Source organism: Agromyces sp. NPDC052230 (assembly GCF_040679595.1).
GTDB lineage: Bacteria > Actinomycetota > Actinomycetes > Actinomycetales > Microbacteriaceae > Agromyces.
Window position 1 is genome coordinate 13,057 of sequence record NZ_JBFAVC010000005.1, and the last position, 13,526, is coordinate 26,582.

Annotated in this window: 17 protein-coding genes and 1 tRNA gene; 10 read left to right on the forward strand and 8 right to left on the reverse strand. The window is 70.1% G+C overall.

Features of this window, described 5'->3' with window-relative positions; all coding sequences use genetic code 11:
• Positions 1–13 precede the first annotated feature (13 nt).
• The 3 genes from AB0K73_RS11880 to AB0K73_RS11890 all read left to right on the forward strand — a co-directional run bounded on the left by AB0K73_RS11880 (position 14) and on the right by AB0K73_RS11890 (position 2,248).
• A complete protein-coding gene (locus AB0K73_RS11880) occupies positions 14–1,039 on the forward strand; it encodes a methionine ABC transporter ATP-binding protein (RefSeq protein WP_360513667.1) in 1,026 nt (341 codons plus the stop codon).
• A complete protein-coding gene (locus AB0K73_RS11885; RefSeq protein ID WP_360513664.1) occupies positions 1,039–1,698 on the forward strand; it encodes a methionine ABC transporter permease in 660 nt (219 codons plus the stop codon). The genes AB0K73_RS11880 and AB0K73_RS11885 overlap by 1 nt, the downstream gene beginning before the upstream one ends.
• 112 nt (positions 1,699–1,810) lie before the next feature.
• Entirely contained in the window at positions 1,811–2,248 is a 438-nt protein-coding gene (locus AB0K73_RS11890; RefSeq protein WP_360513662.1) for a hypothetical protein, read from the forward strand.
• 121 nt (positions 2,249–2,369) lie between these two features.
• Here AB0K73_RS11890 and AB0K73_RS11895 read toward each other — a convergent pair whose 3' ends face one another.
• The 3 genes from AB0K73_RS11895 to AB0K73_RS11905 are packed head-to-tail and all read right to left on the reverse strand — an operon-like array spanning position 2,370 to position 3,680.
• Positions 2,370–2,861: a MarR family transcriptional regulator gene (locus AB0K73_RS11895; RefSeq protein WP_360513660.1), complete on the reverse strand. Its 492-nt coding sequence runs from the start codon at positions 2,859–2,861 to the stop codon at positions 2,370–2,372.
• A gap of 58 nt (positions 2,862–2,919) precedes the next feature.
• A complete protein-coding gene (locus tag AB0K73_RS11900) occupies positions 2,920–3,363 on the reverse strand; it encodes an SRPBCC domain-containing protein (protein ID WP_360513658.1) in 444 nt (147 codons plus the stop codon).
• Positions 3,360–3,680 (reverse strand): metalloregulator ArsR/SmtB family transcription factor, encoded by a 321-nt coding sequence (locus AB0K73_RS11905; protein ID WP_360513656.1) that lies wholly within the window; start codon positions 3,678–3,680, stop codon positions 3,360–3,362. Before AB0K73_RS11905 ends, AB0K73_RS11900 begins: the two co-directional genes overlap by 4 nt.
• 110 nt (positions 3,681–3,790) lie before the next feature.
• Here AB0K73_RS11905 and AB0K73_RS11910 point away from each other — a divergent pair.
• The 5 genes from AB0K73_RS11910 (at position 3,791) to AB0K73_RS11930 (ending at position 8,558) form a co-directional block, all read left to right on the forward strand.
• A tRNA-Gln gene (locus tag AB0K73_RS11910) sits at positions 3,791–3,862 on the forward strand.
• Position 3,863: 1 nt separating this feature from the next.
• Entirely contained in the window at positions 3,864–5,315 is a 1,452-nt protein-coding gene (glmU, locus tag AB0K73_RS11915) for a bifunctional UDP-N-acetylglucosamine diphosphorylase/glucosamine-1-phosphate N-acetyltransferase GlmU (RefSeq protein ID WP_360513654.1), read from the forward strand.
• A gap of 35 nt (positions 5,316–5,350) precedes the next feature.
• Positions 5,351–6,328, forward strand: coding sequence for a ribose-phosphate diphosphokinase (locus tag AB0K73_RS11920; protein ID WP_360513652.1), 978 nt, complete (start codon positions 5,351–5,353; stop codon positions 6,326–6,328).
• 3 nt (positions 6,329–6,331) lie between these two features.
• Positions 6,332–8,032, forward strand: coding sequence for a long-chain-fatty-acid--CoA ligase (locus AB0K73_RS11925; protein ID WP_360513650.1), 1,701 nt, complete (start codon positions 6,332–6,334; stop codon positions 8,030–8,032).
• A 10-nt stretch (positions 8,033–8,042) separates the two neighbouring features.
• Complete coding sequence (locus tag AB0K73_RS11930) at positions 8,043–8,558, forward strand: hypothetical protein (protein WP_360513648.1); 516 nt, start codon at positions 8,043–8,045, stop codon at positions 8,556–8,558.
• Positions 8,559–8,585: 27 nt separating this feature from the next.
• Here the strand turns inward: AB0K73_RS11930 and AB0K73_RS11935 are convergent, their stop codons facing one another.
• Positions 8,586–9,281 (reverse strand): SDR family NAD(P)-dependent oxidoreductase, encoded by a 696-nt coding sequence (locus AB0K73_RS11935; RefSeq protein ID WP_360513646.1) that lies wholly within the window; start codon positions 9,279–9,281, stop codon positions 8,586–8,588.
• A 102-nt stretch (positions 9,282–9,383) separates the two neighbouring features.
• On the opposite strand from AB0K73_RS11935, the gene AB0K73_RS11940 reads away from it, so the two are divergent.
• A complete protein-coding gene (locus AB0K73_RS11940; protein ID WP_360513644.1) occupies positions 9,384–10,223 on the forward strand; it encodes a helix-turn-helix transcriptional regulator in 840 nt (279 codons plus the stop codon).
• 18 nt (positions 10,224–10,241) lie between these two features.
• Here the strand turns inward: AB0K73_RS11940 and AB0K73_RS11945 are convergent, their stop codons facing one another.
• From AB0K73_RS11945 to gndA, 4 genes are read right to left on the reverse strand one after another with little or no spacing between them, the layout of a single operon-like run.
• Positions 10,242–10,604, reverse strand: coding sequence for a hypothetical protein (locus AB0K73_RS11945; protein WP_360513642.1), 363 nt, complete (start codon positions 10,602–10,604; stop codon positions 10,242–10,244).
• A complete protein-coding gene (locus tag AB0K73_RS11950; protein WP_360513640.1) occupies positions 10,601–10,939 on the reverse strand; it encodes a DUF202 domain-containing protein in 339 nt (112 codons plus the stop codon). Before AB0K73_RS11950 ends, AB0K73_RS11945 begins: the two co-directional genes overlap by 4 nt.
• Before the next feature lie 31 nt (positions 10,940–10,970).
• Positions 10,971–11,324 carry a DUF202 domain-containing protein gene (locus AB0K73_RS11955; protein WP_360513638.1) on the reverse strand — a complete coding sequence of 118 codons (354 nt, stop codon included), beginning with the start codon at positions 11,322–11,324 and terminating at the stop codon, positions 10,971–10,973.
• Positions 11,325–11,371: 47 nt separating this feature from the next.
• Entirely contained in the window at positions 11,372–12,829 is a 1,458-nt protein-coding gene (gene gndA, locus AB0K73_RS11960) for an NADP-dependent phosphogluconate dehydrogenase (protein ID WP_360513636.1), read from the reverse strand.
• A 139-nt stretch (positions 12,830–12,968) separates the two neighbouring features.
• Here gndA and AB0K73_RS11965 point away from each other — a divergent pair, with 139 nt between their 5' ends.
• Positions 12,969–13,496 (forward strand): gluconokinase, encoded by a 528-nt coding sequence (locus AB0K73_RS11965; RefSeq protein ID WP_360513634.1) that lies wholly within the window; start codon positions 12,969–12,971, stop codon positions 13,494–13,496.
• Positions 13,497–13,526 lie beyond the last annotated feature (30 nt).

Below are 13,526 nucleotides of genomic sequence, written 5' to 3' on the forward strand. Positions count from 1 at the left end.
GTAGGGACTTCACATGGCGCTCGTCGAGCTCAGGAACGTCAGCAAGACCTATCCGGGTCCCGCGGGAAGCTCGCCCGTCGTCGCCATCGACGACGTGACGCTCGAGGTCGACGCCGGTGACGTCTACGGCATCATCGGCTACTCGGGCGCGGGGAAGTCGACGCTCGTGCGGCTCGTCAACGCGCTCGAGCCCGCGACATCCGGAAGCATCGAGGTCGACGGTCGCGAGATCACCGTGATGAGCGAGCGGGAGCTGCGCCGGATGCGGCTCGGCATCGGCATGATCTTCCAGCAGTTCAATCTCTTCAACTCGAAGACGGTGCGCGCGAACGTCGCGTATCCGCTCACCGTCGCAGGCCGGCCCAAGGCCGAGATCGGGGCGCGTGTCGACGAGCTGCTCGACTTCGTCGGGCTCGCCGACAAGGCGCGGAACCACCCCGACCAGCTCTCGGGCGGCCAGAAGCAGCGCGTCGGCATCGCCCGAGCGCTTGCGACCTCGCCGCAGCTGCTGCTCGCCGACGAGGCGACGAGCGCGCTCGACCCCGAGACGACGCACGAGGTGCTCGAGCTACTGAAACGCGTGAACCGCGAGTTCGGCGTCACGATCATCGTCATCACGCATGAGATGGACGTCATCCAGTCGATCGCGACGAAGGTCGCCGTCATGGACCGCGGTCGGGTCATCGAGCGCGGCGACGTCTTCGACGTGTTCTCCGACCCGCAGAACCCGTCGTCGCAGCGGTTCGTGGCGACGGTCGTGAAGGGCATCCCGTCGCCCGTCGAGCTCGCGGTGCTGCGCGAGCGTCACGAGGGCCGCATCGCGACGATCTCGTTCCGCGACGGTGACTCGTCGCAGGCCTCGGTCTTCCTCGAACTCGCGAACGCGGGCGTGGAGTTCGAGCTCGTCTACGGCGGCATCAACGACATCCAGGGGCGCGCGTTCGGGCATCTCACCCTGGCCTTGCGAGGGCCGGATGCCGCGATCGACGCCGCCCTCGCGCGCATCGCCGCGCGGGTCGACGTGACGGAGGCGCGCTGATGGATCGCCTGCTTGAGCTGGGCTCCGAGTTCTGGGTCGCGTCCGCCGAGACGCTCTACATGGTCGCCCTCACGTTGCTGTTCGGCGGCGTCGCCGGCCTCCTGATCGGCATCGGGCTCTCCACGACACGGCCCGGAAGCCTCCTGTCGAACCGCGTCGTGTTCAACGTGCTGAACGTCGTGATCAACTTCTTCCGGCCGATCCCGTTCATCATCTTCATCGCCGCGGTGCAGCCGCTGTCGCGGCTCGTCATCGGCACGGGCATCGGCAACAACGCGCTCATCTTCGCGTTGTCGCTCGCGGCGTCGTTCGCCATCGCGCGCATCGTTGAGCAGAACCTCCTCACCGTGTCGCCCGGCGTGATCGAGGCGGCCAAGTCGATGGGTGCCGGGCCGCTGCGCATCCTGCGCACCGTCGTGATCCCGGAGGCGCTGGGGCCGCTCATCCTGGGCTACACGTTCGTGCTCGTCGCGATCGTCGACATGACCGCGGTCGCGGGCTTCATCGGCGGCGGCGGGCTCGGCAACTTCGCCCTCGTGTACGGGTACCGGCAGTTCGAGCCGGCCGTCACGTGGGCGGCGGTGCTGCTCATCGTCGTGTTCGTGCAGGTCGTGCAGTTCCTCGGCAACTGGCTCGCGCGCAAGGTGCTGCGCCGGTAGGGGCGGTGCTGCGGGTCGCCACTCGTCCTCCTCAGGCCGGTCGGGCCTCTGGCGGTGCACAGCAGGTGCCGAGCGGATGTCGCGGTGCCGCGGTGTCCACCACGATCACCGCATGACCCGACTCCATGCCGACGAGGCCGCACGCCTTCCCATCACGACCGACCGAGACGTGGAGGAGCGCGTGGCGCTCCTTCTCCGGAATGCCATCCGGCGTCAGTGGTGGACCCTCTACCTCGACGACGATGACGTGCAATTGCCGCTCCTCATGCCAATGGCCGGCTACCCCGCGCGGCCCGACGAGCCGAGCGGCGAAGGCGGCACGGCGGCCCAGCTGATCGCCGATCGCCTCGCGGCGGTCGTCGAGCAGGTCGGGGCGGCGAAGGTCGTCTTCGTGTGGGAGCGTCCGGGCGGCGCCGAGACGACGCCGGGCGACCGCGATTGGGCGCGCTCGCTCGCCGAGGCGTGCCGTGCGGAGGAAGTCGTCGTGCGGGCGCAACTCGTTCTGCACAGCGGCGGCGTGCGCTGGTTCGCGGCAGACGACTACGCGTGACGGGCTGAGGGCTGATCGTCATTGCCGCCTCGTCTGCTACCTGATCGAGAAGTCGCGGATGCATCGTTCGACCCGCCATCTGCGACTTCCCGTCTGGCGCGCATACGGTCGATCGGTTCCCTCAGTCGAACCCGAGGCTCAGTTTCCGAAGCAGCACCGCCAGCCGCTTCTGTTCGGCGGCGGGCAGCTCCGAAAGCAGTTCCGCCTCCGCGTCGACAAGACGGGTGATCGCCGCATCCACGCGGGTGAGGCCCGACGGCGTCATCTCGACGAGGATGCCGCGGCCATCATGCGGGTCGGTCTGACGCGTCACGAGTCCGCGCTCGACGAGCCGGTCGATGCGGTTGGTCATCGTGCCGCTCGAGACGAGCGTCTGCTGCAGCAGCTGCTTCGGCGAAAGCCGGTAGGGCGCACCCGCACGACGCAGCGCCGAAAGCACGTCGAACTCGCTCGACTCGAGCTCCGAACGCGTGAACGCCTGGCGCCTCGCGCGATCGAGGTGCTTCGAGAGGCGGGCGACGCGCGACAGCACCTGCAGGGGCGCGAAGTCGAGGTCGGGTCGCTCGCGCTCCCAGTCGCGCACGATCCGGTCGACCTCGTCAGCTTCCGTCATTCCGCCATTATCCCGGCCGGGGGACGGCGAGTGCGGCCTCCGGGAAGGTCGCACCCGCTCAGGGGGACTTCACGAGCGATGCTCCGGACTCGAGCACGGTCTTCAGGGCGCTCAGCACGTACATCCAGCCGGTGCCCTCGACACCCTCGGCGGTCTTCGGCGACCCCTCGAGCCGGTCGTGGGTCAGCGTCACCAGGCAGGTCCCGTCGTCGCTCGGCGAGATCTCCCACGTGACTCGACTCGCCGGCTCCGCGGCGAGTTCCTCGTCATAGCCCGACCTCCACTCGTGCACCAGTCGCCGCGGCGGGTCGAACTCGAGCACGGCCTCGGTGCCCCAATCCGAGCCGTCGGGACCGCGGTTGATGCGCTCATGCTCCGTGGTGTCGATGCTCGCCCCGTAGAAGTACCTCACGGTGTGTTCGGGGCGCGTGATCGCCTCCCAGACCTCCTCCGCGGTGGCGCGAATGAAGACGTGGTAGATCTGCGTCGTCGTCGTCGTCATGTCGGTTCCTCCAGCTCCCGTTTGAGGTCGGCGAGCGCCGAGGCGGGCCCGACCCGGTACTTGTCGATCCATCGGTCGTGGATGAGTCGGATGGGCACGGCGTTCAGGTAGTGCAGCTTCTCCCGGCCCGAGCGGCGTGTGCTGACGAGCCCGGCCTCCTCGAGGACCCGGAGATGCTTCATGACCCCGAACCGCGTCATCTCGGCGAGACCCTCGAGGTCGGCCAGCCGGGCGCCGTCGTGCTCGAACAGGTGATCGAGCAGACGGCGTCTCGTTGGATCGGCCAGCGCCTTGAACACCTCATCGTCATCATCCATCGGCATCCATAATACGTGACCAAAAGGTCACATAACAAGAGGTCGGATGCCCCGAGCACCCCCGTGTGCCATGGCAGACTTGTCTGCGCGACCGGCGCGTCCGGACGCGGTCCGCCATGGTGTAACGGCAGCACGACAGCCTTTGGAGCTGTGAGGACCAGGTTCGAATCCTGGTGGCGGAGCATGGATCAACAACTCGCCATCATCGTCCTCGCCGCCGGCCAGGGCACGCGCATGAAATCGGCCACCCCGAAGCTCCTGCACCCGCTCGCGGGTTCGCCGATCGTCTCGCACGTGCTCCGCACGGCGCAGGCGCTCGACGCCGCGCACGTCATCGCCGTCGTGCGCCACGAGCGCGACCAGGTCGCCGCCGCGGTCGAATCGGTCTTCCCGGCCTGCGTCGTCGTCGACCAGGACGAGGTCCCCGGCACCGGCCGCGCCGTCGAGCAGGCACTCGCGGCGCTCCCCGCCGACTTCGAGGGCGAGGTCCTCGTGCTCAACGGCGACGTGCCGCTGCTCGACGCCGACACGCTCGCCGCGTTCCTGGAGCAGCACCGCGGCCACGCCGCGCAGGCATCCGTGCTCTCGGCCATGTACGACGACCCCAGCGGCTACGGACGCATCGTGCGCGACGAGCGCGGCGCGTTCCGCCGCATCGTCGAGCAGAAGGACGCGACCGACGACGAGCGCGGTATCGCCGAGATCAACGCGGGCATCTACGCGTTCGGCGCGAGCGCCCTGCGCGACCAGCTCGCGAACCTCACGACCGACAACGCGCAGGGCGAGAAGTACCTCACCGACGTCATCCAGCACCTGCGCGAGGCCGGGAGCGAGGTGGAGGCCGTGCCCGTGTCGCAGCCGTGGCTCGTCGCGGGCATCAACGACCGGGCACAGCTGTCCGAGACCGCCGCGCGCCTCAACGCCCTCATCGTGCGCGGGTGGCAGCTGAACGGTGTCACCATCGAGGACCCCGCGACCACCTGGATCGACCTCGACGTGACGATCCGGCCCGACGTGACCATCCGCCCGGGCACCCAGCTGAAGGGCGCCACCGTCATCGCGACGGGCGCCGTGGTCGGGCCCGACACGACCCTCGTCGACTGCGAGGTCGGCGAGAACGCCGAGGTGAAGCGCACGGATGCCACACTGTCGGTCATCGGCGCCGGAGCATCCGTGGGTCCCTTCGCCTACCTGCGGCCGGGCACGGTGCTCGGCACCGACGGCAAGATCGGCACGTTCGTCGAGACGAAGAACGCGAAGATCGGCACCGGCAGCAAGGTGCCGCACCTCTCGTACGTCGGTGATGCGACCATCGGGGAGCACTCGAACATCGGCGCCGGCTCGATCTTCGCGAACTACGACGGCGTGCGGAAGCACCACTCGGATGTCGGCTCGCACGTGCGCACCGGCTCGCACGGCGTGTTCGTCGCGCCCGTTAGGATTGGTGACGGAGCCTACACGGGCGCCGGCACGGTCGTTCGAAAGGACATTCCCGCGGGCGCGCTCGGCGTGAACGTGGCACCCCAACGCAACATCGAGGGATGGGTCCGCAAGCATCGGCCCGGCACCGCGGCGGCTCAGGCCGCTGAGGCCGCCGAGGCTGCTGAAGCGGCGTCCGCCCCCGTCGAAGACTGACGCACCGGTCGAGGCTGGTGGAGAGGACAAGCCACATGGCTGGAATCGAGACCACCGGATCGAAACGCCTCGTGCTGGTGAGCGGTCGGGCCCACCCCGCGCTCGCCGAGCAGATCGCCGCGGAGCTCGGCACCGAGCTGATGCCCACCGACGCGCGCACGTTCGCGAACGGCGAGCTGTACGCCCGCTTCGACGAGAGCGTCCGCGGCACCGACGCGTTCGTCATCCAGTCGCACGCGGCGCCGATCAACGAGTGGCTCATGGAACAGCTCATCATGGTCGACGCCCTGAAGCGGGCGTCCGCCAAGCGCATCACGGTCGTCTCGCCGTTCTACCCGTACGCCCGCCAGGACAAGAAGGGCCGGGGCCGGGAGCCGATCTCGGCGCGACTGGTCGCCGATCTCTACAAGGCCGCCGGTGCCGACCGCATCATGTCGATCGACCTGCACGCCGCGCAGATCCAGGGCTTCTTCGACGGGCCGGTCGACCACCTGTTCGCCATGCCGGTGCTGCTCGAGCACTTCCGCAAGCTCCTCGACCCGCAGACCCTGACCGTCGTGTCGCCCGACATGGGCCGCGTGCGCGTCGCCGACATCTGGAGCGACAAGCTCGGCGCGCCCCTCGCCATCATCCACAAGCGTCGCGACCCGCTGGTGCCGAACCAGGTGTCGGTGCACGAGATCGTCGGCACGGTCGAGGGTCGGGTGTGCCTGCTCGTCGACGACCTCATCGACACCGGCCGCACCATCGTGAAGGCCGCCGAGGCCCTGAAGGCGAACGGCGCGATCGGCGTCGTGGTCGCCGCGACGCACGCGGTCTTCTCCACTCCGGCCGTCGACATCCTGCAGAACGAGTCGATCGACCGCGTCGTCGTCACCGACACACTGCCCGTTCCCGAGGCGAAACGATGGGATCGCCTCACGGTGCTGCCCATCGCCCCGCTCCTCGCCCGCGCGATCCGCGAGGTGTTCGAAGACGGCTCGGTCACGAGCATGTTCGACGGCGCGGCCTGAGCCATGGCCATCACGACCCCCCGTCCCTGGCTCTCGAGCTACGCCGAGGGCGTGCCGCACGACATCGAACCGCCACAGGGCTCGCTCTACGACCTCGTACGAGGTTCGGTCGAGCAGCACGGCGAGAACGTCGCGCTCGAGTTCTTCGGCGCGACGACGACCTACGCCGAGCTCGGTGCGCAGATCGATCGTGCCGCCGAGGGCCTGCGCCTGCTCGGCGTGCAGAAGGGCGACCCGGTCGCGATCGTGCTGCCGAACTGCCCGCAGCACGTGGTGGCGTTCTACGCCGTGCTGCGCCTCGGGGCCATCGTCGTGGAGCACAATCCGCTCTACACGCCGCGTGAGCTGCGTCACCAGTTCGAGGATCACGGCGCCCGTGTCGTGATCGCCTGGGACAAGGTGGTCGAGTCGATCCAGGCCTTCCCATCCGATATCGCCGTGCAGCAGATCGTGTCGGTCGACCTCACCCAGGCGATGCCGGCACTCATGCGCGCCATGCTGCGGCTGCCCGTCGCGAAGGCGCGCGAGTCGCGGGCCGCGCTCACCACGAAGGTCCGTGGCGCCATGCCGTGGCAGCGGCTCGTGGCATCCGACCCCATCGACGCGCACATCGTGGCGCCGGGGCCCGACGACGTCGCGGTCATCCAGTACACGAGCGGCACCACCGGAAGCCCCAAGGGCGCCGTGCTGACGCACGCGAACCTCGGCGTGAACGCGGCGCAGGCGCGGGCCTGGGTGCCGCAGGTCGAGCGCGGCACGTCCGTCGTCTACGCCGTGCTGCCGATGTTCCACGCCTACGGGCTGACGCTGTGCCTCACCTTCGCGATGAGCATGGGCTCGCGGCTCGTGCTCTTCCCGAAGTTCGACCCCGACCTCGTGCTGAAGGCCGTGAAGCAGCATCCGCCGACGTTCCTGCCCGCCGTGCCGCCGATCTACGACCGGCTCACGAAGTCGGCCGCGGCAGAGGGCGTGTCGCTCCGCGGCATCGAGATCGCCATCTCGGGCGCCATGCCGCTCTCGGCCGACGTGGTGGAGCCGTGGGAGGCGGCCACGGGCGGCTACCTCGTCGAGGGGTACGGACTGTCGGAGTGCTCACCCGTGCTCATGGCGAACCCCGTGGCGCCCAACCGCAAGGCCGGCACGGTCGGCCTGCCGCTGCCGTCGACCGAGGCGCGCGTCGTCGACCCCGAGCAGCCGACCGTCGACCGCGAGCCGGGCGCCGAGGGCGAGCTCATCGTGCGCGGCCCGCAGGTGTTCTCGAGCTACTGGCTCAAGCCCGACGAGACCGAGGCCGTGTTCGTCGAGGATCCCGCGGGCGGCGCGCCGTGGTTCCGCACCGGCGACATCGTCGCGATCGACGACGAGGGCTTCGTCCGCGTGGTCGACCGCATCAAGGAGCTCATCATCACGGGCGGGTTCAACGTCGCCCCGAGCGAGGTCGAGGAGGCGATCCGTCACCACCCCGACGTGGAGGACTGCGCGGTCGTCGGCGTTCCCGACGAGCGGACCGGCGAGGAGGTCGTCGCCGTCGTCGTGCTCCGGCAGGGGGCGACGCTCGACGAGGCCGCGATCCGCGACTTCGCACGCAACGAGCTCACGCCCTACAAGGTGCCGCGTCGCATCGTGCAGGCCGACGACCTGCCCCGCTCGCTCATCGGCAAGGTGCTGCGCCGCGAGGTGCGCAACACCCTCCTGGCCGACTGACCGGAGCGTCGTGTCGTTCCTCTCCGCCGACGCCGCACGGGCACTCGAGCGCCTTGCCGCGCTCGAGGCCGGGGAGGCGGAGGAGGGGCAGCAGTCGGGGGAGTCGGATGCCCCGCCGCTCGAGCGGCTCCGAGGCATCCGCTCGCTCGTGGTCGCCCTCGAAGCCGACCCGGCGGCGCTGCGGGCCGTGCGCGAGGCGCTCGCCGTTGGTGCCACGTGGGACGAGGTGGCGGATGCCGCGGGCCTCAGCCCCTCGGCGGCGAAGTACCGGTGGGCCGGCGACGACGAGGCCATCGCGAGCCGCCACGAGGCGAGCCGCAAGCGCAAGCGCGACCGCCCGTCGACCGCGGCCACCGACCTGCCCGGACTCTCGGTCTCGGAGGCCGCGAAGCGCCTCGGCGTGACGCCGCAGGCGATCTACCAGCGCGTCACCCGCGGGCTCCTGCGCGCCGAGACCGTGCAGCTTCCCGACGGGCGCACCTACAAGCGCGTGTTCCCCGACGAGGTGCCGCCGACCGAGGGCTGATCGCCCCAGACCGGCGACGCCCCATGGTCACCAGGCGACGGGTCCCGATGCCGACACGAACGCGCCCGTGGGGCCATCCGCGCTGATGCTCGCCATGCGCACGATGATCGCCGCGCCCTCCTCGATCGACTGGGTGCCACGATGCCCGTTGAGGTCGGTGGCGGTGTAGCCCGGGTCCACGACGTTGACGCGGAACCTCGGCAGACCCCTCGCGTACTGCGAGGTGATCATGTTGACCGCGGACTTCGACGACGGGTAGCCGATGCCGATGAGCTGCGACTCGATCCGCGTCGGGTCGTTCGTGGCCGTGAGCGAGCCCATGCCGCTGCCGACGTTCACGATGACGGGGGCCGCCGAACGCTCGAGCAGCGGGATGAAGGCGTGCGTCATGCGCACGAGGCCGAAGACGTTCGTCTCGAACACCTCCCGCACCGCCGCCGCCTTCGTGTCACGCGGCGCATCGAGGGTGCCCGCGATGCCGGCGTTGTTCACGAGCACGTCGAGGTGGCGTTCGCGCGCCTCGAGCTCGGCCGCCGCCGCGGCGACGGAGGCGTCGTCGGTGACGTCGAGGGTGACATGGTGGGCGCCGAGTGCGGCGGCCGCCGCAGCGCCGCGATCGGGGTCGCGAGCGCCGAGGTAGACCGTGTGGCCGGCCTCGATGAGCGCGCGGGCGGTTTCGAATCCGAGGCCTTTGTTGCTTCCGGTGATGAGGGTGATCGTCATGTCCTCATCGTCGGATGCCGCGGGCACCGTGCCCAGTCGTCCCGCGATCCCGGGACCGGCAGTACCACCCCTCCGGCTCGCGATCCAGGCGATACTCGGATGATGAGCGTCGAGGAACGGGAACTCGGGCGGATGCTGCGTGCCTGGCGCGATCGTGCCGATCCGCGTGAAGCGGGCATCCCGGTCGGCTCGAACCGGCGATCGGCGGGGCTCCGCCGCGAAGAGGTCGCGCTCGCGGCCGGCGTCTCCGTGGATTACCTCACGCGTCTCGAACAGGGTCGCTCGCAGCATCCGTCGCCGCAGGTGCTCTCGGCACTCGCTCGCACGCTTCGGCTCACCACGGCCGAGCGCGACCACCTGTTCCTGCTCGCCGGACTCCTCGCACCGTCGGCCGGGGTCGTCGACGCGCACGTCACGCCCGGCGTGCAGCGCCTCGTCGAGCGGATGCGCGACCTCCCCGTGGCCGTGTTCGACGCCCGATGGACGCTCGTCACGTCGAGTCCGCTGTGGGATGCGCTGATGGGCGCTCCCGCCGAGGGTGCGCCGCGTGCACGCAATCTGCCGTGGCAGGTCTTCGTCGGTGGGTCGGGGCGGGTGCGTCACAGTCCCGCGGAACGGCGAGCCCTCGAATCCGACGTCGTCGCCGACCTGAGGAGCGCGATCGCCCGTTATCCGAAGGACCGAGAGCTGGCCGAGCTCGTGCATGACCTCCTCGTGCAGTCACCCCGATTCGCCGAGCTCTGGACTCGTTCCGAGGTGGCGGTCCACGTCTCCGACCGCAAGCGGATCGAACATCCCGAGGTCGGGCTGCTCGAACTCGACTGCGATGTGCTGACCGTGGAGGGCGCAGACCTGCGGATCGTCGCCTACTCCGCCGAAGCGGGAACGCCGGATGCCGCCGCGCTCGACCTGCTCCGGGTCATCGGCGTCGCGACCAGCTGAGGCACCGCTCGCTCACGGTCACGTGTTGCGCTCGTCGTCGCCGGGAACGCGCGGGGCGCCCGGCAGGAGCCCGAGTTCGGCGACGAGCGTCTCGCTCCCGTTCGCGCCGACGGCGAAGCACGCCCAGCCCGGGCCGGCCGGACCGAACAGGTCGAAGGCGACTCGCGCGCCTGCCGCATCCGTGTCGTAGGCCCTGACCGACACCGCACATGCTCGCTGCGCCGCCGAATGCGCCACCCCGTAGACCGAGAGCAGGACGGGCAGCACGAGTGCGCCGAGCGCCACCAGCACGGCGATGCGGAGGGCCCGTCGTCGTCGCTCGCCGTACACCGGCCCGTCATCATGCGGTTCGCCGTCGAGTTCAGGCGGCCGGTCGCTCATGACGCCGCCTCCACGAACACGGAGGCGATACCGCCGATGCTCGCGGCGAACGTCGCCGCCGTGACGCCCACGAGGGCCCCGCTGGGCGGCGTGATCACGAGATGCTCGCCCGACAGCTGCCGACGGCGCACGGTGCCGACCACGACGGCAGCGCCGGATGCCGCGAACAGCAGCACCCCCACGGCAACCAGCCACGGCTCGCCGGCGACGAGGCCCGTGCGCAAGGAGAGCAGGGCGTTCACCGCGATCGCGAGCGCGGTGCGCGTCCACGCGAGCGAGGTGCGCTCGGGCTGGAGCCCCGGATCGCCGGTCGCCGGGATCACGTGCGGTCGCACGACGCCTGCCCTGGGTTCATGCGATATCCGGTCATGCGACGATGAGCAGAACCACGAGCACCGCACTCGTGAGGAGGCTCACGGCCGCGAGGGCCGGCAGCACCCAGCTGAACGGGAGGGGCCTGCCGTGCCGGATGGCGATCTCGTTGGCGCGCCACCTCGTGTACGACACGACGCTCAACACCGCCGCAACGACGCCGAGCGCGACGGAGAGCACGGTGACCACGATCCTCGGATCGAGTTGCGTCGCGAACTGGTGCAATAGCACGCCGCCCGCGAGCAGTGCGAGCGCCGTTCGGATCCAGGCGAGGAACGTGCGCTCGTTCGCGAGTGTGAAGCGGTAGTCGGGCTCGGTGCCCTCGTTCCGCCACGTCGGTTCCGGCATCCGCCTCGCCTCCTCCTCGTCGGCCCCTCGTTCGCGTGCGCCCCTCCTCAGTGCGAGGAGGGCGACGTCTCGATCTCGCTGCGGTCGCCCGACCACAGCGTGTGGAAGACGCCTTCGCGGTCGACGCGACGGTACGTGTGCGCACCGAAGTAGTCGCGCTGGCCCTGGATGAGCGCGGCCGGAAGGCGGTCGGCGCGCAGGCCGTCGTAGTAGGCGAGCGACGATGAGAACGCGGGCGTGGGGATGCCCGCCTGCGCGGCGATCGACACGATGCGGCGCCAGCTCTCCTGCGCTCCGGCGACCGCGTCGCGGAAGTACGGGGCGACGACGAGGGCGACGAGGCCCTGGTCGTCGGCGTACGCCTCCGCGATGCGGTTGAGGAAGCGCGCGCGGATGATGCATCCGGCCCGCCAGATCTTCGCGATGTCGCCCTTCTGGACCTCCCAGCCGAACTGCTCGGCACCCGCGACGATCTCGTCGAAGCCCTGCGAGTAGGCGATGATCTTCGAGGCGTACAGCGCCCGGCGCACGTCCTCGATGAAGGCGTCGGCGTCATCGACCTTCCAGTCGCCCGACGGGCCCGGCAGGTCGGCCGCAGCCGCGCGCTGCGCCCGTGACGACGAGAGACTGCGAGCGAAGACCGCCTCGGCGATGCCCGAGGTCGGCACACCGAGCTCCAGGGCGTTCTGCACCGTCCAGGCGCCCGTGCCCTTGGCGCCGGCCTCGTCGAGGATGACGTCGACGAGCGGCTGGCCCGTCGCGGCATCCGTCTGGCGCAGCACCTCCGCGGTGATCTCGATGAGGTAGCTCTCGAGCTCGCCGGTGTTCCACTCGGCGAAGACGTCGGCGATCTCGGCGGGGCTCTTGCCGGTGCCCTGGCGGATGAGGTCGTAGGCCTCGGCGATGAGCTGCATGTCGGCGTACTCGATGCCGTTGTGCACCATCTTCACGAAGTGGCCGGCGCCGTCGGTGCCGACGTGCGTCACGCACGGCTCACCGTCGGGGGCGATCGCGGCGATGGTCTGCAGGATCGGGCCGAGCGTGTCGTACGACTCGGCGGTGCCGCCGGGCATCAGCGATGGGCCGTTGAGCGCGCCCTCCTCGCCACCCGAGACGCCCATGCCCACGAAGTGGATGCCGGTCGGCTTGATCTCGGCCTCGCGGCGGATGGTGTCGTGGAAGTTCGCATTGCCGCCGTCGACGATGATGTCACCCGGCTCGAAGCGCTTCACGAGCTCGGAGATCACCGCATCGGTGCCCTTGCCGGCCTGCACCATGATGATCGCGGTGCGCGGCTTCGCGAGCGATGCAACGAATTCGTCGTAGCCCTCGGACGGCACGAAGCCCGCCTCGGGGTGCTCGGTCACGAGGGTCTGCGTGCGCTCGGGGGAGCGGTTGAACACCGCCACGGTGTTGCCGTCGCGGCTCGCGAGGTTGCGGGCGAGGTTCGACCCCATGACCGCGAGTCCGACGACGCCGATGTTTGCAGATCCGTTCTCAGGCACGAAAGCTCTCCTCGTGAGTTCTGGGGGTCGCACCAAGCGTACTGTGAGCGCGACTCACCGTTGCCTCCCGTTGCGGTGAGGGCCGCAGTTGCGGCCGGCCCGGCCTGAGGCATCAGAGCCCTGCAGTAGCCTGCTCATCATGACCGGAACCGATGCCCCGCCCCGCATCGTGGTGATGGGGCCGAGCGGCGCCGGAAAGTCGTTGGTCGGTGCCGCCCTCGCCGAGCGATTGACGCAGTCGTTCCCGCGGCTCGATTTCATCGACGGCGACGACCTCCATCCGCAGGCGAACGTCGACAAGATGCGGGCCGGCATCCCCCTGCAGGATGCCGATCGCGGGCCCTGGCTCGCCCTGATCGGTGCTGCGCTCGCCGATGCGGAGGGTGGCCGGGTCGTCGCGTGCTCGGCGCTCCGTCGCGCGTACCGTGATGCCATTCGAGAGACCTGCGCCGAGGCGGTGTTCGTCGAACTCGTCGTGGCGCGCGACGAACTCGGCGAGCGGGTGAGCCGACGCGCCGGCCATTTCATGCCCGCGACGCTCCTCGACTCGCAGCTCGGCGCGCTCGAACCGCTCAACCATGACGAACGCGGCGTGCGCGTCGAGAACTCCGACCCGGTCGACGAGGTCGTCTCGGCCGCGGTCACGGCGCTCCGCGACATCCGCTAAACTGGGCGACTGTACTTCGGCGAGGGATGC